General features: G+C 45.8%; 15 protein-coding genes and 1 tRNA gene. 6 read left to right on the top strand and 10 right to left on the bottom strand.

The features are described from left to right. Positions 1–25: 25 nt before the first annotated feature. The 3 genes from ABWW54_RS07745 to ABWW54_RS07735 are packed head-to-tail and all read right to left on the bottom strand — an operon-like array spanning position 26 to position 5,547. A complete protein-coding gene (locus ABWW54_RS07745) occupies positions 26–3,970 on the bottom strand; it encodes a glycosyltransferase (RefSeq protein WP_353411668.1) in 3,945 nt (1,314 codons plus the stop codon). Positions 3,971–3,987: 17 nt separating this feature from the next. After that, positions 3,988–4,740 carry an ABC transporter ATP-binding protein gene (locus tag ABWW54_RS07740; RefSeq protein WP_353411667.1) on the bottom strand — a complete coding sequence of 251 codons (753 nt, stop codon included), beginning with the start codon at positions 4,738–4,740 and terminating at the stop codon, positions 3,988–3,990. Positions 4,741–4,749: 9 nt separating this feature from the next. Further along, positions 4,750–5,547: an ABC transporter permease gene (locus tag ABWW54_RS07735; protein WP_353411666.1), complete on the bottom strand. Its 798-nt coding sequence runs from the start codon at positions 5,545–5,547 to the stop codon at positions 4,750–4,752. Positions 5,548–5,869: 322 nt separating this feature from the next. Here ABWW54_RS07735 and ABWW54_RS07730 point away from each other — a divergent pair, with 322 nt between their 5' ends. The 6 genes from ABWW54_RS07730 (at position 5,870) to ABWW54_RS07705 (ending at position 17,399) form a co-directional block, all read left to right on the top strand. Beyond that, entirely contained in the window at positions 5,870–6,910 is a 1,041-nt protein-coding gene (locus ABWW54_RS07730) for a GDP-mannose 4,6-dehydratase (protein ID WP_353411665.1), read from the top strand. 98 nt (positions 6,911–7,008) lie between these two features. Beyond that, positions 7,009–8,112, top strand: coding sequence for a glycosyltransferase (locus tag ABWW54_RS07725; protein ID WP_353411664.1), 1,104 nt, complete (start codon positions 7,009–7,011; stop codon positions 8,110–8,112). Between the two features lie 4 nt (positions 8,113–8,116). Next, positions 8,117–9,313 (top strand): glycosyltransferase family 4 protein, encoded by a 1,197-nt coding sequence (locus ABWW54_RS07720; RefSeq protein ID WP_353411663.1) that lies wholly within the window; start codon positions 8,117–8,119, stop codon positions 9,311–9,313. A 21-nt stretch (positions 9,314–9,334) separates the two neighbouring features. After that, positions 9,335–11,695 (top strand): thioredoxin domain-containing protein, encoded by a 2,361-nt coding sequence (locus ABWW54_RS07715; protein ID WP_353411662.1) that lies wholly within the window; start codon positions 9,335–9,337, stop codon positions 11,693–11,695. A 345-nt stretch (positions 11,696–12,040) separates the two neighbouring features. After that, complete coding sequence (locus ABWW54_RS07710; RefSeq protein ID WP_353411661.1) at positions 12,041–16,987, top strand: beta strand repeat-containing protein; 4,947 nt, start codon at positions 12,041–12,043, stop codon at positions 16,985–16,987. 85 nt (positions 16,988–17,072) lie between these two features. After that, a complete protein-coding gene (locus ABWW54_RS07705; RefSeq protein WP_353411660.1) occupies positions 17,073–17,399 on the top strand; it encodes a hypothetical protein in 327 nt (108 codons plus the stop codon). A gap of 530 nt (positions 17,400–17,929) precedes the next feature. Here ABWW54_RS07705 and ABWW54_RS07700 read toward each other — a convergent pair. The 7 genes from ABWW54_RS07700 to ABWW54_RS07670 all read right to left on the bottom strand — a co-directional run bounded on the left by ABWW54_RS07700 (position 17,930) and on the right by ABWW54_RS07670 (position 26,057). Beyond that, complete coding sequence (locus ABWW54_RS07700) at positions 17,930–21,094, bottom strand: efflux RND transporter permease subunit (protein WP_353411659.1); 3,165 nt, start codon at positions 21,092–21,094, stop codon at positions 17,930–17,932. An 8-nt stretch (positions 21,095–21,102) separates the two neighbouring features. Beyond that, the gene (locus ABWW54_RS07695; protein ID WP_353411658.1) at positions 21,103–22,878 is read right to left on the bottom strand and encodes an efflux RND transporter periplasmic adaptor subunit; all 1,776 of its coding nucleotides are present in this window, start codon (positions 22,876–22,878) and stop codon (positions 21,103–21,105) included. Continuing rightward, on the bottom strand, positions 22,875–24,224 hold the full coding sequence (locus ABWW54_RS07690; protein ID WP_353411657.1) for a TolC family protein: 1,350 nt from the start codon (positions 24,222–24,224) through the stop codon (positions 22,875–22,877). Before ABWW54_RS07690 ends, ABWW54_RS07695 begins: the two co-directional genes overlap by 4 nt. A gap of 45 nt (positions 24,225–24,269) precedes the next feature. Then, entirely contained in the window at positions 24,270–24,668 is a 399-nt protein-coding gene (locus ABWW54_RS07685) for a hypothetical protein (RefSeq protein WP_353411656.1), read from the bottom strand. A 66-nt stretch (positions 24,669–24,734) separates the two neighbouring features. Beyond that, positions 24,735–25,145 (bottom strand): MerR family transcriptional regulator, encoded by a 411-nt coding sequence (locus tag ABWW54_RS07680; RefSeq protein ID WP_353411655.1) that lies wholly within the window; start codon positions 25,143–25,145, stop codon positions 24,735–24,737. Next, positions 25,136–25,600, bottom strand: coding sequence for a DUF4396 domain-containing protein (locus ABWW54_RS07675; protein WP_353411654.1), 465 nt, complete (start codon positions 25,598–25,600; stop codon positions 25,136–25,138). Before ABWW54_RS07675 ends, ABWW54_RS07680 begins: the two co-directional genes overlap by 10 nt. Before the next feature lie 380 nt (positions 25,601–25,980). Beyond that, positions 25,981–26,057 (bottom strand) — tRNA-Ile (locus ABWW54_RS07670). Positions 26,058–26,132: the final 75 nt, after the last annotated feature.

Below are 26,132 nucleotides of genomic sequence, written 5' to 3'. Positions count from 1 at the left end.
CATCAAAACTGTTAACAATAGTCTTTCAAAGATCATGATCAAGGTTGGGCTTAAGCTTGTTCAAGAGCTCCGAAATCTTCACACTAAGTACTTTCTTTGAATAAAGCCTTTCAGCGGCAGCCACTCCAGCATCGGACATCTTATTCCAGGCCGCTTCCGTCTCATAGAGTTCCACTATTTTATCCGAGAACTCTTCAGCACTATTGGCTATCAATAGATCTTGCTTATCGATTAACCCCATGCCCTCGGATGCTTCAAGAGAAACCACCTGCGGTACCCCATGACATAAGCCCGAAACAATTTTCCCCTTAATACCTGCGCCGTAGCGAAGAGGCGCTACCATTAGTTTGACTTCCTCCAAAAGCTCCTGAACCGTGGGAACAAAGCCTCTGATCTCAATGCTGTCACTCGCCAAGTCAGCAACCTCTTCACTGACATTTGAGCCAGCGATAATAAATTTACAACCCTTCAACCTCTGAGAAACTAACGGCCAAACCTCTTTCGCAAAATATTTAACCGCATCGACGTTGGGCGGGTGCTGAAAACCACCAATAAAACCAACGTTAAGGCGCTTATTATAATCATTGATTCGACCGACGACGTCTCCAAATAAAGGAATCACTGCGACATTACTGTCTTGAACTTCAGACTCGATTATTTTCGCTTCTACCTCGCTTACAACAATGGTAGCGTCACACCTTTGAACCAGCGACAATTCTTCGTCCTTAGATATTTTTTGGCTTCTAGCTGGCATTTTATAAGCCGGATATCTTTTTAATAGCTCTAGCTCACGTTCATAACGAAGAAAGTGCAAATCAACAGTATTAAAAATAACTTTGGCTTTAGGAAAACATGCCTTAACAACAGGATAGGATTGCAATGCTACTGTTGCACGTGACAAGACGACAATATCGTAAGAATGCGGAAGGTGTTGCAATGACTCCATAGCTGTTCGAGCTGGAGCGAGCCCATCATACAAACACTCCACTCCCATACTTTGTAGCGATTTTGTATAACGTCCTTCATCTCTAAAGGCATCCCATGGAACAAATGAAACGCCCCAGCCGTCCGCCAGTGCTTGCTCAAAGAAATGCACTGTTTCTATGGAACCAGCATCTTTATCCGGTGTCGGTGTGTTGGAATCAACCCATAGTATCCAGCCCTTGCTAACTTGACTTCGTACATATTGATCCACACTCTCGTGTGAAGGGATGCTAGGCCGCAAATCTAACTGGTTTTGCCACTTTTGATAAAACTTATCCTTATTGATGCCTTGATGTTTCTTTACACCACTGCTAACACTGTTTCCAGAAGAAACACCTTCGTGGTGAACTATTCTAGAAAAGGGATTGTAAATTACTCTATAGCCAAGTTGCTTTGCAGACATGGCAATATCAGCGTCTTCATAATACGCAGGGGCATATCGTTCATCATAACCTCGAACCTTCTTCCATAAATCCGCTCGAATTAAAATTGAAGCTCCAGAACAATAGTCAGTATCTCTAGCGTAATTAAAACAGGCCTTAGAAGGATATTGCCCCCGGCCATAATTGTAACCTGACGCGTCGTTGAATATTAACCCTCCAGCCTCTTGGACTTTCCCATCCCGATCTAACATTAGAGAGCCGGCAATCCCTGCATCTTCATGCTGCTCAAATGTTTCAAGCAGGCTCTTAAGCCAACCATCCAACGGTAAAGTGTCATTATTAAGTTGCAGTAAAAATTGACCTTCAGCTTCCTTAGCCGCTTTATTACATGATTTTAGATAGCCTAAATTTTTGGGATTTCGGATTAGCTTAATGCCAGGAACTTCGGATAGTCTATTGACCTCTTTATCTGTAGAAGCGTCATCCACTAATAACACTTCGTAATCATTAAATTCTTGAGCATTCAAGGCATAGAGGCAATCCACCGTGAATTCAAGCTTATTGAAAAATGGAATGATAATACTAATTTTAGGATCAAGTGTGTCTTGCTTGAAATTCAAGGACTGTAATTTTTCAGATAACGTCAATTCACAAATTTCGTCAAAAACACACTCTATTTCTAATTGTAAAGGCGTGCTAACACGTACTGAAGCTGAGTCTTCAGACTCAAAACCATCGTTTAACGAGCCAACATCAGAAGCATCACCGTAACGAAGGTAATGACCTAATGGGTTTTCATCTTCATCTAACCGAAATTTCTTGCGGTACATTTCAGTAGAAAAATCGGCGCTTGGATTGAGGCCTTTTCTAGACCCTTCTTTTATGTAATGCACGAGCAGAGAATGCCATTCATTTTCAACACTTCCTAATTGTTGAGCGTAGAAAGATGGATTAAAAAACGCATTCGGCATTCGCCCTTCTCTTTCGCCATGCCCAACATAGTGCTCCAGCGGTGACCGAAGAGAATGCTCTATCAATGGATAAAGTCGAAGATAGTACTCCGCATCAAAAAGTCCGGATTCTCTTACAATTTTCAAACGATTGCGCATCCGAATGTAGTTTCTAAGGTTAAATGTCAATACTGCCTTTAAGAACAACAAACCTTTCCCAACAAAAGATAATCGAATTTTTTTTGCGACCCTATATAAAAATGCGCCAACTTTCCAAGCAGAAGACCCAAATACACCATCTAAGGCAAATTTCAAGTCATGCGCTCTTTTTGCAAGCCGAACATTGTCCAAAGAAACGTCTCGCACGCGCTGATCGGCTTCCTGCCAAACTTCGCTCATCTTAAGTTCGTATGCGGCTTTAGTCTCCTCTATAACCTTTCTTTCCAATTCTAAACGCTGACTTAACTCATCCGATAACTCGGTGACTCTTTTGTCCTTCTCTGCGATCAACCAGGACTGTTCTTCAATGACTAGGCCTTTACTGTCATTCTCACTCGTTAGTGTTTGAACCTCTTTAACTTGAGCGTCTAATGCTTCATTGAAACGCGCCTCTTTAAGACTGAATTCAACGTCTTTAGATCTTATTTCTTCACTGAACTTTAATATTTTTCGTTCAGCACCCACTCTGAGTGCCAACTCTTCTTTTACACTCATTTCTGCACGATCTAAATCTAAACGCGCTTCGCCCATTTTTTTAGCTATAGCCTCAGAATCACGTAGAAATTTCACGAAATCCGTAGTCGCAAACTTATCGAGCTCTATCTCTAATCCTAGCTCTTCAGTTTCAGTGGCTGCGGTTCGTCGATCTTCTGCGCTCCGCTCTAGCCATGAATAAAAATACTTTACTACATCAGGGATATTTGTATTCTCTAAAAACTCTCGCTGACTGACCTCTTGACGCCGGAGGCTCTGATCAAGAAATTTCTCTACTTCAATTTTAATATCATTATCCCCCCAATTTAATTGCACATTTAGGGTCTTACTCAACTGTAAGGAGAGCGACTGACTGTCTTTTAGTAGATCCTCAAATCTAACAAAAACTCTTGGTAATTCACGGGTATGCATTTCCAGCATTCGAAGGTGTACGAACCACAGAGCTAATGCATAATTCAACTCTATGCCATTTCTACGAAATAGAGATTGTGCAATTTCAGATGGGTTTCGCAAACTAATTATATAATGCGAATCGATGCCCATCTCTTTTAGTGCTGCTTCCCATAGCGGTACCAATTTACATATTCTCGGATCCTTAACTAAGCCAACCTTAAAATCACCGAATTGACTTTCAATCAATTCGCAAAGCCGATTTTGATAAGTTTGGGCGTCGCTTGAGCGAAACCAATCGTCAGGAATCGGCGACACACTATCCCAAGTGCAGCCAATGGAGTTTAATACCTCATCGTGAAATTCCATCAATACTTGGGACTCCCAGAATCCCAAATCATTATCGTTTTTCACGGGTTTTAACAGGTTCTTGGGTAGAGATGCACCGTAAAGATTTAGGAATCTTGTCACTGCAGAAGTACCGCTTCGGTGCATCCCCGCAACGAGGATTATTGATCGATTCGAGCGCACTAATTCTTCATCATTCATATTAACTATTTCTTTTATCAAGCAACCGGAGTCTGATACCGATCTATCACTTCATCAATATCTCCAACCAGAGAGACACACCCATGTTCTAGATAGATAGCTTTGTTACATAACTGCTTTGCAACCAACGGACTATGAGTGGCAAAAATCAAAATCGAAGACCTGAAAACCAACTCAGATAAGCGAATTTTAGTTTTTTCTATAAACGCTTGATCACCTGCGCCTACCCATTCATCGAGCAACAGAATATCGCAATCTATGCTCGTGCAGATAGAAAAAGCCAATCGCAAAATCATCCCAGAGGATAACAATCGAACGGGCATGCTTAAGTAATCACCTAACTCGCTAAATTCAGCGATATCATCAGTTCTTGCAAGCGCTTCCTTTCGACTTAGCCCGTAAAGCATTCCACACAGCAGGATATTCTCATAGCCATTTAGATTGACATCCATACCCGACATCAAATTAAGTAACGCAGACACCCGGCCTTCGCGAACCATGCTCCCAGCCGTTGGCTCATAGAACCCAGCCAAAACCTTTAATAACGATGTTTTTCCCGCACCGTTATGCCCGAACAACGCAACTCGATCGCCCTGATCAAATGAAAGGCTAACATCGTCCAATGCAAGAATTGAGGTTCTGCGACCTTTCTCTCTTCTAATTCGGCCTCCAACAGGCAGCCGTTGTGTGATTGACCTTCTCAAAGACCGACTTTGAGAATCATAAACCGGGTAGTCCAAACACACGTGCCTCAACTCAAGTTTCGACATTTGAATCCCCTATATCCAAAACGCTATGCGTGAACGAAAAACAGCAAACACTGGGAACGCGACCACCCAACCAGCGAAGGCTAATAGTAAAGAAATAATCCAACTAGTCATCTCAATGGAGCCACTCAAAAGAGCTCCTCTATATATTTCAATCAAGTGGTAAAAAGGATTCAATTGAGCAACGATTTCCAGATCCGATCTTATTTCGGGCATCCACATTATCGGCGTCACAAAAAACACTAATCTAAATATATTGTTAAGCAATTCACCTAGGTCCCTAAATCGAGTGGCCATCACACTCACAAGCACTCCCATCCATAAAGCATTCACCGTAATGATCAGTAGTGAAACTGGAATTATTATCCAAGAGAGATACCATGTCTTGCCCAGTAGAATTGACAATCCCAAGAACACCAACATTTGGTACCCAAGGACAACCAAGTTTCGCCAAACCACCCTTAATAATAGAGTAAAGTAACTCAACTGAAACGAAACGATGTAGTTTACCGAATTGACGTACTCACGACCACTTTCAAGAATAATCCCATGCATGTAGTTCCAAACGATTAGACCGAGCATAAGGTATAAGACGTAATCGGGTGAACTCACATTGAATAGCCTCGAATAAATAGGCCCTAGAGAACAGACAAATATCAAAATACTCAAACTAGCCCAAAACACACCTAACTTCGACCTGTTATAACGGCCTTGAACGTCGTTCCAGCCAAGTGCAAGCCAAACCCCTTTATCCTTAAAACCTCGCTTAAAATCTTCTACTGCTAACGCTAACTGATTTCTATTATTCACTGTCTTTCTCAAAATTTATGTCACGTGTAGGTTTCAAAATAGCCAGCAAAATGCCGGCTCGATGTTAAGACATCAGTGTATCCAGCCGATACACACCATACACAGCATCAAGAATGTGTATTTAGAACCGGATTGTACTTTTCCAAAACCAGAACGACACCCTATTTATTGCTCACCACACGCATTAATCGTTAAACGAATCCAGTCACCAGAACCAGAGGCTAACATAAACTATTCAAACTAAAATCGATTAATGCATCTCGCATTCTTTGTGCGAAATTGGCATAGTAAGCACAAATTGCATATAGCGAGTTCATAACAGTTGAAAACGGCATTAATTACTGGAATATCTGGTCAAGGCGGCTCTTACCTCGCCAAATCATTACTTGAAAACGGCTATCATGTCGTTGGTACTGCTCGCACAGTTAACGCGGGTGGCGCGCAAAACTTAGTAGAACTGGGAATCATTGACCGAGTAGTCTTGCGCGCCATAGATCTCCAAAATGACCAGCAAGTAGTTGACTTAATCGACCAGCTAAGGCCGGATGAAATCTATCATTTGGCTGCGCCATCGTCAGTAGCACGATCGTTTATTGAGCCAGCTGACACAATCTACAGCATTGCTTTAACAACAGTAAACGTGCTTGAAGCCATTCGTAAAATCGACAAAAACATTCCATGCTTTATTGCCAGCTCAACCGAAGTGTTTGGCAACTGTAAAAAGAAGGCTACGGAGAAAACTGCCCATAACCCACAAAGCCCGTATGGCATTGGTAAAAGTTGTGCTCAACAACAAACAAGAATATATCGTGAAGCATATGGCCTATTCGCTTGTACCGGCATTCTTTCTAATTTTGAGTCTCAACTGCGTCCACGAAATTATGTCACATCAAAGATCGTAAATACTGCGTGTGAAATAGCGCTTGGCAATGCAGACACGATTGAACTAGGAAATGTGGGTATTACACGTGATTGGGGAGCGGCCGAAGATTTCATGAATGCAGCCAGACTCACCCTCCAACAAGATCAACCAGACGACTACATCATTGCCACCGGGACTTCACACAGACTGAAAGACTTTTTGGATATAACTTTTTCAAGGGTGGGCTTACGCTATCAGGACCACCTGGTTTCGAAAAAGTTTCTGACTCGACCGCTAGATATCAACCAAACTCTATGTGACACCAATCATACCGAATCTAAATTGGATTGGAGCGCGACTAGAGACCTTAATGCCGTAGTGACTGAAATGTTGTATGCAGAGCTTTCACGCAGTACTAACATTGAAAAAGCCTGCGATATTCTTGGCTTCAATACACAAAAACCGCCAAAAAATGTGGTGAATATTAATTCCAAAGCATAAGAAAATGGCTTTTTAGTGAAGCCTTTAGGCATCGACATCCGAAAGTTTTTCTACGTTACTTCAGCAAATGATCCAGCCAGGCTGAACAATCAATAAATATGCCCCTCAATACTCAGCCTTCTATCTTACACATCTGTAAAGTCTACCTTCCGGTAAAAGGCGGCATTCAAAAGGTAGTTCATGCCATCGCAAAGCTCACTGATAGCTACCACCATAAAGTCGCTACCTGTGGTGAAGACGGCGCCATCTTTGAGCAAAATATGGATGGCGTTCAAGTAACTCGAGCACGCTCTTATTTGGAGATAGCATCGATGCCAATAGCGCCGTCGCTGATTAAAGTAATCAGGCATCAAGTAAGAAACAGTGACGCTGTTTGTCTTCACTATCCTTTTCCGTTAGCTGACTGCGCGCTAGCCACCATCATCAAACTTCCACCGTTAGTGGTCTACTGGCATTCAAACATTGTGGCTCAAAAGAAACTAAAGTGGCTTACCTATCCATTTATATTTCTCACTCTAAGAAGGGCAGCGGTAATCGTTGTGACCTCTCAAAATATGATTGATAACTCCGCGCTTCTAAAGCGGTTTCAAAACAAAGTTCAGATCATTCCTTACGGACTTCCTCCGGCAACCCAAACCACACACAGCAAGAATAAGGGCTACTTTTTGCTCATCGGACGCCACGTTTCCTACAAAGGCATCGACGTAGCATTGCGGGCGACTAAGAGTACGGATTCAGCTCTGATTCTCGCAGGCGATGGGCCGCTCTACGAACAGCACAAACTGTTAGCAGAAGAACTCGAAATTTCCGATAGAATCACCTTTATTAAAGGTGCTACTGATAACCAGCTGGAGCAGCTTATAAGCGAATCCATTGGACTGATAGTACCTTCGATCATGCACAATGAAGCCTTTGCTCTAGTGCAACTTGAAGCAATGCGCCTAGCCAAACCAGTGGTTAATACGGCCCTTCCTTCGACTGTACCCTCGGTTGCACGCCATAGGCGCGAAGGCCTAACGGTGGCACCTCGAGACGTCAGCGAATTAGCCACCGCCATGAATGAACTTGCCAATGACAGTAGCCTTGCCAAGAAACTAGGGAAAAACGGATTGAGTCGATATCACAAACATTATACGTCTGAGAAATTCGGCTCAGCTCTTAACGCCTTGTTGGCCAAATTAATTGTTAACGAAACGTCTTAAGATAGTGAAACCCGTTTTATACAAACTAAGTGGTATCCGAGCCCCGCTCACTGGCATTGGCCGCTACTCTTTGGAGTTGATACGATCATCATCAAAGCAAGAAAGAAAACTGCTTGCATTCAAACAAGGGAAACTGCTCGAAGGCCAACATTTACTTCAGGAACTAGCTAATTTGGAGTCCGTCAGTCTTCCTACTCATAACACAGACAAACTAAACAGCAGAAAGCTCCGAAGCATCGTTGGTAACATTCCGTTCAGTCGCCAATTTTACAGGGCGCTAGACAATCTTAGGTTTGAAAAAGCAACAGCCTCTCTCAGAGACCGTTCAGTGATATATCACGATCTAAATTATTCATTGAACCAAGCCCTAACTTCCACAACAAAGTCTTCAGTCAGTACGGTATACGATCTCTCTAACATCGTGTGCCCACAGACACACCCTAGGCACAGAGTAGACTACCTCAACTCCTACTTAGAAAAGCTAAGCAAGACTGATGCACAAATCATCACAATATCAAATGCGGTGAAATCTGACCTTATCGAACACTACTCAATCGAGAGCGACAGAATATCGGTAACTCACTTAGCGGCTGATAAGCAGTTTCGCCCCAGATCAGAAATAGAATGCACAGAAGTGCTGGATGCTCACAGCCTTTACTATAAAAAATACGTTTTGTGCGTGGCCACACTGGAACCTCGGAAAAACCTTTTATCAGTGATCAACGCTTACGAGGGGCTCGACCCTCACCTGCAAAACGAGTACCCATTGGCAATGGTGGGTCCATTTGGTTGGAAAAGTGCCCCTTTAGAGAAGAAGCTGGCAAAGTTAAATGAGGCTGGCGTTATCCGCCACCTCGGTTTTGTTTCTCAACTAGATCTACCCACACTGTATTCTGGTGCTTCGGCATTTCTTTATCCATCACTTTATGAGGGCTTTGGACTGCCTCTATTAGAAGCCATGAAAAGCGGCTGCGCTTGCATTACTTCTAATGAGGGTGCATTAGCTGAAATATCAAGTAATTCTGCGATAGAGGTGAACGCCTTAGAGCACGACGATATCGGCCACCATCTAAACAGACTATTGCAAGACCCTAAAATAAATTCATACCATGTATCTTTAGGTCTCGAGCGAGCCAAAAGCTTCAGTTGGAGACAGACCGCTTCCAAGACAGCCGACGTCTACGACCGTCTGTCATCATAATTTAGAATTTTAAATCATTATATGAAACTAACTTCAACTCTCATAATTTGCCTTCTTGGTTTCAATCTCTTAATACCCCACGCGGTCGCTGAAGAAAACTTGAGACAAATCTATAATGACAAAAAAGATAGCTACACACTTTCCACTAAACACGTCGACAAAAATGGAAATGCCAGGTTCGTAAACCACCTGATCAAGCAGAACTCGTTATATCTGCTTCAACATGCTAACAACCCCGTCAATTGGTGGGCGTGGGCGGAAGACGCATTTAAAGAGGCTGCAAGGTTAAACAAACCCATTTTTCTCTCTATTGGCTATTCCACCTGCCACTGGTGCCACGTCATGGCAAGAGAAAGCTTTGATAATATCGAAACGGCGAACTTCATTAATGACAATTTCATTCCAATAAAGGTTGATCGAGAAGAATACCCTGACATCGATGAACTGTACCTCACATCGGTTCAAATGCTAAGCGGCAAAGCGGGGTGGCCCTTAACCGCGGTATTAACGCCCGATGGGAAAGCCTTCTTTGGTGGCACGTATTTTCAACCCGAGGCACTAATAAACGTGCTATCGAAAATTGATCAAACATGGCGAGAACGCCAAGATGCAGTACTAGCGCAAGCGGAAAGACTAAACACAGCCCTAAAGGGAATAAATAAGGCGTCAAAAGCGGCTGAATCAATCGATGCTCAAATTATATTGGAAGCCGCGAAGAGAATTGACACAAGCTTATCTCAAACTGAGTCTGAGCTTTCGAAACCGGGCTTCCCGCGCGAACCTGAAATGCTTTTTTTACTCCATCATGGCCTAAAAACTCAATCTAAGTCGGCAATCCAAACTGTGTCAAACCGACTGTTGACGTTAGCGGCAAGCGGACTGCATGATCACGTCGGCGGCGGATTTCATCGATACACGGTTGATTCCAACTGGAACATTCCGCATTTTGAGAAAATGCTTTATAACCAAGCACAAATGGGCAAAGCTTACATCGAGGCCTACGCCCTAACCGGCAATCAAGCTCTTAAAGACACGGCCAGCAAAACCTTTTCCTTTTTACTCGAGACCATGCAATCTCCCCACGGTGGGTTTTACGCGGCAATGGATGCCGAGAGCGAAGATTCTGACGGTAACAAAACTGAAGGCGCCTACTACTTGTGGAGTCACTCTGAACTTACGGACATTTTATCAAAAAATGAACTCGAAATAGCGGAAGCTGTATTTGGCGTAAGCCGTCAAGGCAACTTCACCGGTAGCAACGTGATAAAACGCAATCCTGACAACTTCAATGAAGGCTCGAACTCTGTCTTAAACCGACAACAGGCCGTTGCAGTTTTGGATAAACTCACTGCCGCTCGAGCAACGAGAAAACCGCCGCACACTGATACTAAAATTATAACCTCTTGGAATTCAATGGCTATCAGCGCCTTGTTAGCTGGCTATCAAGTCACAGCCGAAGAAGAATATCTTCAGGCAGCCAAAAAAGCAGCTGACCGTATTTGGAAGCTATCTTATCAAGATACTGGAACCTTAAAACGTACCTTGTCGGAAGACAGCTCGAGTGTGCTCGCTAGCCTAGAGGATTACGCGTATTTCAGTAATGCACTTCTCGATGCATTTGACATACTCGGTGACACCGTATGGCTTGAGCGATCAAAGGAGGTTGCTAAACAAATGATCGAATATTTCCATGATAGCGAGACGGGTGGGTTTAAGATCAGTAGCTCAATTGGGGCTAAAGTCCCTATTTTACGATTAGTAACAGCAAGAGACGATGCCACCTTTTCTGGAAATTCAATGGCAGCTCAAGTACTGGTAAGGCTGTATCACCGGACGGGTAAAGTGCTGTATAAAAATACCGCCAATCAAACCATCGCCGCTTTTTCAAATCAGCTTTTCGCTAATCCAGAGGCCCTAAGCGGTATGTTACTTGCAGCCAGCAAATTGAATAGCGGCGAAGTTAATCACAAACAGTACGCCGCCAAAGGCAACATCGCTATTTTATCTAAGGCCAATGCAGAAGGTGGTTTAGAAATAAAGATGGCGATAAGTGACGGGTGGCATGTCAATGCGTCACAGGTCTTGGGCGACTACCTAATCCCAACCAAGTTGATTTCAACGCCACAAACCAACTGCTCTCCGTTAAGCAACATTTCTTACCCCGATGGAAACTTAGTCTCATTGGGGTTCCAGGAAGAGAAGCTATTAGTTTATGAAGGCCAAACCATGTTAATCGCCAGTCAAGTAAAGCCACATAAAAATGGTTGCCGCGTTCTGTCCGCGCAATTGAAAATTCAGGCGTGCACTGATGAAATTTGCCTAGCTCCTGAAACCATACCGATACGTACATCAACTCACATTCATGCCCCCCAGGACAAGTAAACGTCATCAAGACAATCTTTTGCGTCTTCCCCAAGGCCATCCAAGACTCTTTTAAGAGAGAAATTAGACGAATAACTCATTCGTCTAATTTCCTTAACTGCAAACATGTAGTAGAGTTAACAGAAGTTAACATTTTAAGCGATGTTGGGTACTCGTCGCTGGCTGTGGTCACAGTTTCTTGCTTCTCATTTTAAGTTAACGGGTCGAGAGCAATCTAACGCAATGCAAGTGGGGCAGTTTAGCGCTCATCAAATAATGCACGATGTTAGCTGGGCTGAGTTGCCAAACCCACTAAAGCTTTGTCAAACACACGACAAATAGCAATAACAACAAAAGCGATATTAAATGATGGAAAACAACACAATGGCGCATTATTACACCAGTAAATCATCTCGGGTTTGGTCAAAATTCATTAAGGCCTCGTTTTTCTTATTATGCATTGTCACTGCCGAATCTGCCTATGCACAAGCTACACTATCAAAAGTATTCTCCCCTAATAACGTTGGGCCTGGCAATGTAAGCACGCTCACATTTACCATCTCCAACAGCTCCTCCAATCCTATCACGGGCATTTCGTATACTAGTGCGCTCCCAACACTACCTGGGCCGATGATAATCGCCTCACCGGCGAATATCATCTCTAGCTGCGATGCGGGCCCCAGTGGTACCTTGGTCGCAAACGCTGGCGGTTCCACAATTTCAGTAACCGACTATCGCTTAGGCGCTGCATCAAGCTGCACCATTAAAGTTAATGTGACAGCGTCGACCCCTGGCACACACTTTATTCCCGCGGTGACAGTGTCTTCCAGTGCTGGCAACAGCATGAGTTTGGTCAATAACCTTACCGTTGCCACAACGCGACCTGCGTTTACAAAGAGTTTTTCCCCGAACACGATTCCGTTCGGAGCTCGCAGCACATTGACCTATACCATGGACAACTCACTCAACGCGTCGCGTGTGGGTAATTTAGACTTTACCGATACTTTTCCTACCGGCATGATTGTCGCTGATCCAGCCAACGCATCAACCGATTGCGTTAGCATGACCGCTCCAGATACAACAATCACCGCGGTACCCGGTTCTAGTGCCGTAGTACTCAATGCTGACGGCAATACGATATTCGCAGGCTTTGAAGTACTTCCCGCCGGTGGAACGTGCACAATGTCAGTCGATGTAACGGCGTCAGGCGTAGGCCAACTTGATAGTGTCACATCAGACCTTCTCTCCGATTTTGTTTCCTCAGGTAAAGCCAGCGCTTCTCTCAACGTGACGCGTACCGAATTGTCAATCCGACAATCATTTGTAAACGACCCTGTCACACCCGGCAACTTAGCAACAGTAGAGTACACAATTGATAATTTTAATCGTAACTTTTCTGCCACTGGTGTTGGCTTCACAAATGATTTAACCACAACAACACCCTCCATCCTAGGCCTCACTTTTGACAGCCTTCTCTCAAACGATTGCGGCGGCAATGTTACTGGAGTTGGTAGCGGTATAATCACCTTTAGCGGAGGAACAGTTGCGCCACAGGGGTCGTGTAAAATACAAGTAAATCTTGGTCTACCGGTCACCACAACGCCTGGCATCTATGTCAACACCACAAGCACGGTGGCAGGAACTATCAACGGCTCGCCTGTTATCGGAAATGCATCATCTGACAGCCTAAATGCTGAACCTGTGCCCATTTTAACGGTCGAATACCTAGAGTCCGGCACATTAACACCCAATCCAATCGTAAACTCGGGTGAAAACGTTGTCCTCAGGTACACCATTGCCAACCCAAGCACCACTTCAGCAGCGACGAATGTCACCTTTCTCGATGAGCTTACTCAAGGCCCAGCTCTCTCCGGATTTCTTACGTTTCCAGTGGCGGTAACCTCACCATCTCTTCCTACAACAGCATGTGGAGTCGGAAATATTTCGCTTTCCTTTATCGACACAGACAGGCAGGGCATCCTCCTCAGTGGCGGTACAATCGCGGCAAATAGTTCGTGTTCATTTGATGTTGAAGTTACGGTTCCGGCAGACTTATCAGGGGGAGTAAAAACAAACACCACGGGGGTTCCTACCGCAACCATAGATGGTGCTACTCGAATTGGCGCTGTGGCCAGCGATACGCTAGACCTAGTGTCAGCGCCTGCGCTCACAAAAACCTTCACCGACAGCCCCGTTGCACCCGGCTCTACGGTAACGTTGGAGTACACACTCAATCACTCGAGCAATTCACCAACCGACGCGACTAACATTTCATTTTCTGATGATTTATCAATGTTCTCACCAGCACTCGCTGGAATTACTGCCAACTTACCAGCTTCCCCAGATCCTCAATGCGGTGTGGGATCATCGTTGACCGGGTCTGCAGGCGATACTCTGTTAACGTTTGCCGGCGGTACACTGACACCCGGAGCAAGCTGCACCTTTTCGGTAACTCTAAACATCCCAGCAGCCGCTGCCAGCGGTAGCTTTAGCATTGAATCTAGCGACGTAACGGCAACCGTTGCCAGTCGCGCTGTTAAAGCACCCAAAGCGTCTGCTACGTTAAACATCGGTGGAATGCTGTTCTCTACTGAATTTTTAACTAACCCGGTTTTACCCGGCGAAACACTAACCTTGCGTTATAACGTCGAAAACATCAGCGTTAATCCCGCCACCACTTTTTCTTTTATCAACAGCCTTTTTTCGGTAGCCTCACTCGAAGCAACTGACCCAGTTCTGGCTAATTCTTGTGGCGGAACCCCGACAATTGCAACTAATCCTGGAATTGGATCACAAATCAGTTACAACAGTGGAACGTTAGCCGCCGGAGCATCCTGCCAGATAGACGTTGAAGTTACGGTGCCGTTAACGGCCACTAATGGCACATTTCAAAACGTGATTACGTCACTTGCATATACAATCGGAATGAATCCTGGTGCGACCGGGCCCGCGATAGACACCCTAGTTGTACAGACCGACGACCGAGTTTCTTTAACCAAAGAGTTTAGCAATACACCTGTCATTGCTGGCGGCTCGGCGTTAGTCACTTACGAAATAAGCAACCCTGATACCGATAAAACGGCCACGGCGGTCAGTTTTACGGATAACTTAGGAGGCCTTATTACAGGCCTTCAACTCTCAGGGCTTGATTCCCCGTCAGACTGCGTGACAACGGGTGGCGCGGTGCTCAGCGGATTTAACACGTCTACTTTTTCCGTTTCTTCTTTGATGTTGGCCCCTGGCGCATCATGCACAATAATCGCCACTGTTGATGTTCCTATTGCAGCCGCAACGGGACAATACACAAGCAGCACCAGTGCAATGACGGCTTCTCTTGGTGGCTTTGCTGTCACCGGGTCGGCCGCCAGCGACGATCTGGACATAGTTAATCTTGACATTGATTTTACTAAGGCTTTTGGTACATCGAGTTTAGTAGCCGGTGGCACCACTACGATTGACTACGCCATCACAAATAATGATGCGAGTGGGTTAATACGCCTTTCCTTCACAGATGACCTAGATGGGTTAGCATCAGGCCTAGTGGCTACAAACCTGCCATTAAACGATGTCTGTGGAGCAGGTTCGTCCTTGACCGGCACCTCCACGGTATCTTTATTGAGTGGCAACCTAGGTGCAGGAGAAACCTGCATGTTCAGCGTCCAAATCGCTGTGCCAGCATCAACCGCTCCTGGATTACTAACCAGCACGACGAGTGAACTCGCTGAAAACTCGTTAAATGTGGAGGCTGGCGCAACCGATAGCATAACCATCACTCCCGTGCCTCCTACATTTAGCAAAGTCTTCTCACCCGACGTGATAAGCGTCAGCGGAACATCTACACTGCAATTCACGATTAACAATAGCGTAAGCTCAGTGGCAGCCACCGCTCTTGATTTTACTGACAATCTCCCAGCAGGCCTCATCGTAGCCGCCACACCAAACGCCTCAACGACATGTACAGGAGGCACTATCACGGCTGTGGCTGGTTCAACTACGATTTCTTACACCGGGGGCAGCGTTTCTGGCACATCGACTTGCACACTGTCGATTGAGACTAGCGCCAACACAGCCGCTACGTTTGCCAGTGTGTCCGGCGACCTAACGTCGTCCTCTGGAAACAGCGGTACCGCTAGCGATTCATTGCAAGCCAAAGGAGCCACATTCACTAAAAGTTTTATCGGTGCAGACCCTCAACCAGGTGGCAACACTTCCTTAAGTTTTACAATTACCAACAGCAGTACTAGCGACACGCTCGAAAATCTATCATTTTCCGATAATTTAGCAACGGGATTAAGTGGCCTAACCGTAACAACAACGCTACCAGCGAACAATGTGTGTGGGACCGGCTCAACCTTAAGCAACGTGTCAAACGTTCTGAATTTGTCTGGTGGTACCTTATCAGCCGGAGCAAGTTGTACCTTTTCTATCAATCTTACGACTCCTTCCAATGCCAGCCCCGGGAGCTATACGAACACCACGAGCACCCTAACTTCTGGTCATTTGGTTATTGCTTCAGCTGCCACCGACTCACTCACCGTAACGGCCGCACCGACTCCCTCGTTTTCCAAGTCGTTTACGCCATCATTGGTTGAAATTGATCAAGTGAGCGTCCTACGATTTAACATTGACAACACCGATTCGTTGACCGCAGCCAACTCATTGAGCTTCACAGATAGTTTTCCATCGGGACTTGTGGTCTCCCCTTCGGCAATAGCCATGTCTACTTGCACGGGTGGTACAATCACCGCTGCTGCGGGGAGTGGTGGCGTATCTTACTCTGGCGGTTCAGTGGCTGCACTTGGTACATGCTCAATATCAATTAATGTTCAGTCGGCATCGGCTGGAAGCTACGCCAATACATCGGGGGCGCTCAGCTCGTCACTTGGTAGCAGCGGGACTGCCTCCGCAACATTAACTGTGGAAGACAATACGCCTCCGGTTGTTACGGATACGGACGGTGATACAATTCCAGATGCATCAGACAACTGCCCCAATGACGCAAACACCAATCAGGCCAACTTGGATGGCGACGCTCTTGGCGACGCGTGTGACAAAGACAGCGATAATGACCGCATCCCAAATGACTTTGAGATTGCCAATGGACTAGATCCTCTTGATTCGTTCGACCAACAGGCTGACCCTGATGGTGATGGCTTTACAAACTTAGAAGAGTTTCAATTTGGCACAGATCCAAACGTGGCTGATGCTGATGATGACAATAATGGCATTCCAGACTCAACCGATCTTCGCAGAAGTCGCCCAATCATTCCAAACATCATCTTCCCGCTTCTTTTAGGGGATACCACGGCGTAGTTTTACCGAAAGATGATCAGTTGATTACAATACAAACAATTCAATTCGTGCACTACCGCGAATTTAGGTAACAAATGGTAACTATATGAAAAAGATAGAGTCTCATGATACTTCTCGTAGAAAACTATTAACGGTAATTGGGGTTGGGTCAGTCGCATCAATCGCGGTTCCGTCAAAGTGGAGTAAGCCTATTGTTGATTCAGTGCTGCTACCGGCACATGCACAAACAAGCATGTGCGTTACGGACTCAACGGTCGGCGGCCCGTTGGTGGGCAATGCGTCAGGGGCGACAACATGTCAAGCGGCTTGCGAGGCAGAAGCCACTTCCCAGAGCGCACAACTGTGCCTGGTGACTGAGACAACGGACTCAAGCGGCGCAACACAATGCGCTTGTGATATTGATCTTCCTTAATGCATACCCTCTGGTAAGGTTGGCCTGAGATCCACCCTTGCCTAGGCTTTGCTCAACCAATTTAACCGTCACACCCAGTAACCACTGTTCTCTAATTATTCCCAAATAGAAAAATCTTCTCGATAAACTGTAACTCCGAAAATTAAAGAGACCTACTACGATCTCAAAGCGATCTTTTTGGCAAGCGAATGATTTAGTCACCTCACTCACGATGGAATGCACCGTCGTATGCGAAGCCCTCATGTAGGTGAGTCCGCGTTAAATGATCATTTACTCGGCATTCCAAATCGGCAACGGATATCAAACTCTAACAGGGCATGCAAAGTCATCAGCGTTCGCCTACTGCAAGAGTTTGGTTTAAAGAGAGAAGATACTGCTGAGTTTGTACCGCGCAGGAATTAGGTTTAATGCGCAAGGTTGACGGTCTCTCAAGAGATAGGTCACGCACGGTTTGATTTCACACACGTCTATTTGGATTAACGGAACCACTCCCATCACTCGTTCGCACTTACCCAAATAATCTACGTAATTCAAACCGACAATCGACGCCCTGCCCATGCATAGTAAGCCGTTGGTATCACGACCAGTGTCAGCACCATGGTAGATATCATGCCTCCAAGCATCGGTAGAGCGATCCTACGCATTACATCCGCTCCAGGGCCTTCAGTTATAAATATAGGTGTTAAGCCGATTAGGATAGTTAATACAGTCATTAGCTTAGGTCTTAAGCGCATTACCGCACCTTGGTTAATGGCTTCTAGAAACTCGCATCGAGTGTTTGGTTGAGCTTGGCGTACTTGCGCATCAATATAGAGCATCATAATCACAGCGGTTTCCACCGCAATGCCTCCTAAAGCGATAAAACCAACCACTACTGCAACCGATAAATTGTAGCCTGCCAACCAAACAGTCCAGATACCGCCAACCAGACCAAATGGCAACGCCAACATAATGAGTAGAGTACGATCCAGTTTTCCAAAGTGCAGCATTAGCATTAGAAAAATCAATAAAACAGTTGCAGGAACGGCGATACTTAAACGCTCGCTTGCACGTTGTATTTGTTCATATTGACCTGAAAACTCTATCGCGAAACCAGGCGGCAGTTTTACTGATTCCGTAATGAGTCGACGCGCTTCAGCCACATAACCACCAATATCGCGATTATCCACGTCGACAAACACCCAACCCGTTAAGCGAGCATTTTCAGAGCGAATAAGAGGTGGTCCTTCGCTGTAGTTAATGGTTGCCAATTCAGCTAACGGAATATGCGCACCGCTTGGCGTTGGCACTAAAATTCGGTTGAGGTCTTCAGGTGTTTCTCGAAATGGTCGGTCGTAGCGTAGAATAATATTGTAGCGTTCTCGCCCTTCTACCGATTGCGAAAGCGTCATACCCCCGAGTGCGGTCCTTACCACTGTTTGAAATATGCCCATGTCGATATTGCGCCTGGCCAATTCTGCCCGAGTAGGGGTAATCTCTAAGTACTTGCCGCCTAAGACTCTGTCTGCAAACGCTGAACGCGTGCCTGGGATATCTGACGCGACGGCCTCAACATCGCGTGCGATTCGTTCTATTTCGAATAGATCATCACCGGTAACTTTTATCCCAATTGGCGTTCTAACGCCGGTAGATACCATATCCATGCGTATCTTTATTGGATAGCCCCATGAATTCACTAAGCCCGGTAAATCCAAAATATGATTAAGCCTACGAGTAATATCATCGGCGGTTACGCCCGCCGCCCATTCTGACCTAGGCTTAAGCTTAATCCATGTTTCGATCATAGTTAACGGTGCAGGGTCGGTTGCTGTATCCGCCCGCCCGGCCTTGCCAAACACTCGTTCCACTTCAGGCACCGTCATGGCAAGTCGGTTGGTTTGACCAAGTATTTCACGCATTTTAGTTGAAGACACACCCGGCAATGTGGTCGGCATATAAAGTAGCTCGCCTTCATACAGCGCAGGCATAAATTCAGTACCAATGTGGCGGGCTGGAATGGCCGTGCTAATCATGGCTAACGCCGCGAGTGAGAGGGTCAACCATTTGAACTGCAAGGCTTTACGCAATAACGGTTGATACAGCTTGATAAAAAACCGATTGACCGGGTTTTGGCTTTCTTTGCGAAATTTCCCCCGCATCAGCTTAATCATTAGCACTGGCACTAAGGTGACTGACAAAATTGCCGCGAAGGCCATCGCATAGGTCTTAGTGAAGGCGAGCGGACTAAATAAACGATAGCTTTCACTGGTTAGTGCAAACACCGGAAGAAAGGAAACGGTAATAATCAGCAGTGAGAAAAATATCCCAGGGCCAACTTCTTGAGCCGCAGTCAATATCTCGGAATGCCTATCAGCAGGTCGAGCATCAGGCCCTAATTCGGCTAAACGGCGGCTGGCATTCTCGACCAAAATTATCGAGGCGTCGACCATCGCGCCAATGGCAATAGCAATGCCGGCGAGGCTCATAATATTGGCGGTGATACCTTGAAAATGCATGACTAAAAACGCGCCCAATACGCCTAGCGGTAAAGTGATTAGAGCGACCATTGATGAGCGAACATGCAACAGAAATATAAGTATCACTAGGGCAACCGCAATACTTTCTTCAACCAGCTTGGTTTTGAGATAACTGACCGCTCCTTCGATTAATGGTGAACGGTCATAAACAGTGACGATTTCAACACCATCAGGCAAGCCCGTTTGCAGTTCCTTAAGCTTCGCTTTTACTCGATTAATAACTTCAATCGCGTTTTCACCGTCGCGCATCACCACAATACCGGCGACGGTCTCGCCTTCGCCATTGAGCTCTACAATGCCGCGCCTTAATGCCGGGCCTTCGACGATTCTCGCCACCGACGACAGTTGAACCGGGGTACCATCGCTGGCGTAAAGCACAATTTGTTCCAGATCAAGCCGGTCATCAACATAACCCGCAGAGCGAATAACGTATTCGGTCTCACCTTGCTCGAGCACTCGCCCGCCGACTTCACTGGATGCCGCCGTCACAGCCTCAGAGACGCGCCTTAAAGACACATCGAATGACCGCAATAAATTCGGGTCTATCAACACTTGATATTCGCGTACAAAACCGCCTACCGATGCGACCTCTGAAACACCTTTGACGCCAGACAATTCGAGCTTTAAAAACCAATCTTGTAAAGACCTAAGCTGGGCAAGGTCAGTATTCCCGGTTTTATCTACCAGGGCATATTGATACACCCAACCGACCCCTGTTGCATCCGGCCCCATGGCCGGTACTGCGCCTTCGGGTAATTGTGAGCTCAACGTCGACAATGCTTCTAATACGCGGCTTCTGGCCCAATACTGATCTACATCGTCTTCAAAAATAACGTACACGAAACTGGTGCCAAACATAGAGGCACCGCGCACATCTTTTGTCTTTGGTAAGCCAAGCAGGCTGGTAGAGAGCGGATACGTTACCAAGTCTTCAATAATCTGGGGACTTTGCCCGGGAAAGTCGGTGCGAATAATCACCTGTGTGTCGGTTAGGTCAGGTATCGCATCAAGTGGCGTGCGCTCTAGCGATATCCAGCCAGCAATACCCAAAGCGGCGCACAAAATTAACACGATCAGTTGATTGGCAATCGACCATGCGATGATGTTAGCGATCAGTGATTTTGACGGATCATTACCATCGGCAATCACTGAGTCAGTATTTGAATGTAAGTCAGACATACCAGCTCCTAATGTTTGCCACTGTGTAAATAATCACTTGGCATAGCTTGCATTTTTTCGTCGCCAGCCTCAGTCCACTCGATCAATTGCCAATCACCCTCTCCATAAGGATTCTTGGTTTCGCCCTTTTGTTGCAACCAACGGCGATCTGAATCAACATCGAAATACCAATAGAGATCAAGTTCCCGATAATGCTGGGGCGCGCCATCCTGCAACCATGGGTTTAAGGAACGAAGTAGACCATCGAGTTGTTGCACCAACAATTGGCCTGAGCGAGCCTGCTGCGCAGCCTTTAAGGCTTGTTGACTCTGATTTAAAATAGAATCAAGTTCGGTACCCGTAAAACGCGCTCTTAGGCTATCGCCAAGCTCAATCGCCGGCTCAACAAAGCGAGGATTTATTTCACTGCCATCAACAATTGTTTTATGAATGTAGAGCGCGGCATCGACAAAGTGATCAATTTGCGAGAGTGTGGCTGCGTCAAGTTGCATTGCTGATATAGACGGTGCAGTACGCGCTAATGAGTGGTCACTCAGGACAGCCTCTCCTTGAGGAGCAAGTTTAGACAAGCCTTCGCGTAAGTTAACCTCGCTGTCTAATAAGAACTGCCCACTAACCACGACTGGGTCACCCTCATCTAAGCCGGAAATAATCTCAGTCAAGCCGTTACCACTAATGCCTACTGTCACGGTCCGAGCTTGAAACCGCCCCCCACCCATCGCGAGAATCACATGCTGACCACGACTGTCTCGCAGAACGGCCTCGGTAGGCACCGATAACCGTTGTGCGCGGTCGATATTAAAGTCGACATCGACGTACGCACCTGGTAATAACCGTCCAGACTTATTTGGCACCACTAGCCTAACTCGCGCGGTTCGAGTTTTCGGATTGACCGTTGGGTAAATATAATCGATTCGACTTTGTGATGGCGCATCTGGCGCGCTTTTAAATTTTAAATTAGCACTGAGTCCGTGCTTGATAAGAGGTAGGTCGGTTTCGGGAATGCTGGCAATTACCCAAACATTCTCGAACGACTGCAATCTTAAAATTGGCGTGCCCGGCTTAATGTAGTCTCCTTTACGGACGTTTACGTCGACCACCGTTCCATCCGCTTCGGCGTAAACAGCCACGTCGGGAATCGCTTTTTTACTCGTTTTTAGCGCGGAGAGAAAAGGTTGCTGCAAACCTAACGACGTTAAACGTTGCTCGACGGCAGAAATTCTTTGGCGATTTCCAATTCTTAACGCCGCTAAGTAATCTTTCTGCGCTGACAATAAATCAGGGCTATAAACGCGATAAAGTATCTGGCCTTTGGTAACTTGGTCTCCTTCAGCTTGCACTAACAATTCTTCTATCCAACCCTCCATTCGCGCTACGCTGACATTTTCTAGGCGCTCATTACGCTCGATGGTACCGAAGGCTCGAAGCGTCGACCCCAGCTCAGTGACCTTGGCTTTTTGGATTCGCACACCAATAGTTTGAATCATCCCAGCAGCCAGACTTACGGTGGTAACCTCCGTGTTGGGAATATCCTCGTCAGAACTATCGACCTGCACTAGACTCATGCCGCAAATTGGGCATGAACCGCTAGGATCAGTAGATATGTAATGCGGATGCATCGGGCAAGTGTATGCCGCCAACTGTTCAGAACCAGACTCCCGAGTCGTTGCTGAATTAGCCATACTACTAGAGTTATGGTCATGCTCGATATTTTGGGGTCCGCCACACGCGCTTAATAAAAAGACAACCATTGAGATTATGCAGAACGTTTTAAGATTTTTCATTTTTCAACCTCTGCCCCATTGGTGCTAGCGTTTGACATTAACAGTGCTGTCATTTGTGCGGCAGCGATTTTTCCGCGCGTACGCTCTTTTATCACATCGGATTTAAACTTAAGAAGTAGTATCTCGCCGTCGATCACAGGCGAATAGAAACCTTGCCCTGATTCATAGTTGATTCGTTGTGATTCAATTTCCTCATTAACGGCAATAACTTTTTCGTTTAGTACACGAACGGTAGCCTTAGCCGCATCGCAATTGCTTTTCAAGTTGATATATCTAAGTTCTGCTTGCCTTAAACTTTCTAAACGTTGAGACTTTGCGGCCTCAAGAAGTGCATTGGCCGCGCGTAATCGAGGTCGTTGATTTCGCTTCGACCAAAACGGCACCGTGACAGTCACCATTGCCGATACGAAATCGTCGCCACCGAAGTTTGCGCCCGCTTCACGTTGTTGGTAACGTAACTGCGCCCCCCATTCCGGTTTCCAAGCGGCTTTGGCCTCATCTACGCCATGATCCAAAACCCGGATTTGTGCCTGAGCTAAGGCAACACTGTAAAACTCCATTGGGTTGCCTGACCATGGCAGCGGCGCGTTTAACGTTGGCACTTTAGTGTCCGGCACTTGCCCTAATAAGTAGCGTAAGCCGGACTCAGTCATGGTCATTTCATTAGCCAAATTCACCAGTTGTGTCGATACTTCTGTACGCTCACGCTCTATCTCTGCAAGCCTAAAAACCACCGATTTACCCGCACCAACTTCATGTTTCACAACGTCAGATAGCTCCGTATATTTTTGATTCTGCTCTTTAGCCAAATGTATTTGCTGTTGGATTCGATCTCGTTCCATCAACAACGTTACTAGCTGTGCACGCATTAACGACAGCTGTTGTTGATACTTTAAGCTTAACTCGTAGCTTTGAGCTTTGGCCTCAGATGATCGCGCTTTACGTCCGCCAATATTGGGAATTCGCTGGGCAATACCAATTGATTTATTGGTTGGTATAAATTCTGAGAAAGAAGGGTTTGCAAATGGAAAATTGTTTATTCCAAAGGAGATTGCAGGGTCAGGCAAGCCTAAAGCCGCTTCAGACCGCTCGATACTGGCATCACTTTGGTGGCGCAGGGCTTGCAGCTGTGGATGCGTCTTTAGTATCGCTTCGAGCTCACTAAACGTTTGCGCCTGAGCAGTACGCGCAGTCGCTCCATTGAAAAATACTAGCATTGACGCGCAGAGTAAAATTGCAAACTTCGAAGCAACGAATTTGCACGCTGATTTAGCCACTCGGCTAAGTAGTTTGGGCACTATTAAATAGGCACGATAAAACGCACACGAGGCGATTTGAATGGTCATACGACCCTCCCGACAAAAAGTTAAAAGATGAAGTTTGTCGAGGGGTTATTTCGGGGGACGTTTCTCTACTATTAACTGTCGAGTAACTAGATCTGCGTATAGCCTATCGGCTTCTATCGTTGGTAGTGATTGATCGATAAAAAGCTCATCATAATCGAGCATCACGTGCCCAATAGCAGAGCACAAAAGTTCGCAGCCAACATTAGCTTGCCGATCAGCGTTGCTATCTTTGTTGTGGCAGGACGGTGACATAGAGTCTTCAAGCGGCTCTTTATCAGAACTCTTGCCATTCAGGTCATCCTGCTTAACGAACGTAGAATTTACGACCGTCGAATCCGCATTACCACTCACCCATGAGCCGCCGTGCGCCGATGCAATACTCGACGCCGACAGGTAGCAAAATATGGCCACCAGAACAATAATTTCACTGATCGTATTCGACATAGTCTAATAATAGCGCTTAGAGTACACTCTAAGTCAACAGTAGTAATAAATTTATCGGTTTATTATTCAGTCGGTTTCTTTTATACCTTCAATTATCGGACATTGGTCATCTTCATTGCTAGAAAGACATGCACTCAACATTGCTGTTAATTCGTTTTGCAGTAGCTTTAGGTCTTTTAAGCTCTCTTCAATATCATTGAGTTTTTCTATTACTAACTCTTGCACTTGCGGCTTTTCGACTAGCTGAGCTTTGTCAAGACTTATAAGCTCCCCAATTTCTTTAAGCGAAAAATGCATTCTTTGTGCCCGTTTAATGAAGTGCAACCGCTCTATGTCGCGCTGACTGTAAACGCGGCGACCACCGCTATCTTTCGACACAGGTGGTAATAACCCAATTTTTTCGTAATATCTGAGCGTGTATGGGGAAACATTGAATTGCTCAGCAACACGGCCGATTGATTGATTCGTTAATGACATGCTTTTCCTAGCTTCTTGAGTCGCCAATAATTATACGGCCAGGGCGTAATAAAACCCGCTATTAGCATTGGAGGTATCGCCCACCATACAAGCTGAGCCCTTCCGACCAGAACAAAATCCGTTAGGTTCATTGCTATCTCCATGGATACCATGCTGACCAAGCTCATACCCACCGCAGTTTTGAAGCCTAGCAAAAGTCCCATCTGCCGACTTAATATCGCTGTTTCCAATGCAATGCTGCTTAGTATTCCATTTATTACGGCTAGTGACATGACTATCAAAGTCGACGTTTCAGGCGAATAGAGCTGAAACCATAGAATGGTGCCAAAGTCGCCGATGACGCAACCAAGCAGACACCAAGCGGTGTTCCAGGCCGATTGCCGCCAAATTTCTGTGTCTCGCCAGTTAAAATGACTGTTCGATGATGTCTTTTCTTTGCTAAATACTTTTTCCATGAGGTCAATATAAATCTTAGAGTTAACTCTAAGTCAATAGGCACACGAACCAAGTTCTATCAAAGTGGCTTAACGTTGTTGATATATCTTTCTAGGGCATCGGGGACGGATAATTGTTCGATATCCGCTCGTGGCGCATATACGTCCTTGATCATTTAGTCTTCTCTGACACGCGCACGAGTCTCCGCATCTCGTTTGATGCAAACGTTTTTGGAAGTAGAAGGCCTGCCGCTGGCTCGCACTAAGGCTCGCCACTTACCCTATTTGGTCTTGCTAATGGTCGCCCTAAAGAGTAGCTATTGAGTGGTGTACTCATCTGGCAAATCAAGAAGTATTGGCAATGTAGCTTAACCAGAAGCCGTTGATATTTAAAATTAAAATGGTGGGCCCGGGAGGACTCGAACCTCCGACCAATGGATTATGAGTCCACTGCTCTAACCAACTGAGCTACAGGCCCACTTTATGCACCGAACGGTGTCAAAGTAGAATTCTAAAATCAGCACTACTCGCTCAAATCTGATTTCAGAAACGC

The organism is Arenicella sp. 4NH20-0111, from assembly GCF_040366405.1.
Taxonomy (GTDB): Bacteria; Pseudomonadota; Gammaproteobacteria; order Arenicellales; family Arenicellaceae; genus Arenicella.
Note: the sequence above shows the minus strand (reverse complement) of the source record. Positions and strands in the feature narration are given on the sequence as shown.

Bases quoted from the DNA above. Each gene is read 5' to 3' on its own strand.
- ABWW54_RS07745 (WP_353411668.1), bottom strand. From the start codon at position 3,970: ATGAATGATGAAGAATTAGTGCGCTCGAATCGATCAATAATCCTCGTT.
- ABWW54_RS07740 (WP_353411667.1), bottom strand. From the start codon at position 4,740: ATGTCGAAACTTGAGTTGAGGCACGTGTGTTTGGACTACCCGGTTTAT.
- ABWW54_RS07725 (WP_353411664.1), top strand. From the start codon at position 7,009: ATGCCCCTCAATACTCAGCCTTCTATCTTACACATCTGTAAAGTCTAC.
- ABWW54_RS07715 (WP_353411662.1), top strand. From the start codon at position 9,335: ATGAAACTAACTTCAACTCTCATAATTTGCCTTCTTGGTTTCAATCTC.
- ABWW54_RS07710 (WP_353411661.1), top strand. From the start codon at position 12,041: ATGATGGAAAACAACACAATGGCGCATTATTACACCAGTAAATCATCT.
- ABWW54_RS07705 (WP_353411660.1), top strand. From the start codon at position 17,073: ATGAAAAAGATAGAGTCTCATGATACTTCTCGTAGAAAACTATTAACG.
- ABWW54_RS07700 (WP_353411659.1), bottom strand. From the start codon at position 21,094: ATGTCTGACTTACATTCAAATACTGACTCAGTGATTGCCGATGGTAAT.
- ABWW54_RS07695 (WP_353411658.1), bottom strand. From the start codon at position 22,878: ATGAAAAATCTTAAAACGTTCTGCATAATCTCAATGGTTGTCTTTTTA.
- ABWW54_RS07690 (WP_353411657.1), bottom strand. From the start codon at position 24,224: ATGACCATTCAAATCGCCTCGTGTGCGTTTTATCGTGCCTATTTAATA.
- ABWW54_RS07685 (WP_353411656.1), bottom strand. From the start codon at position 24,668: ATGTCGAATACGATCAGTGAAATTATTGTTCTGGTGGCCATATTTTGC.
- ABWW54_RS07680 (WP_353411655.1), bottom strand. From the start codon at position 25,145: ATGTCATTAACGAATCAATCAATCGGCCGTGTTGCTGAGCAATTCAAT.
- ABWW54_RS07675 (WP_353411654.1), bottom strand. From the start codon at position 25,600: ATGGAAAAAGTATTTAGCAAAGAAAAGACATCATCGAACAGTCATTTT.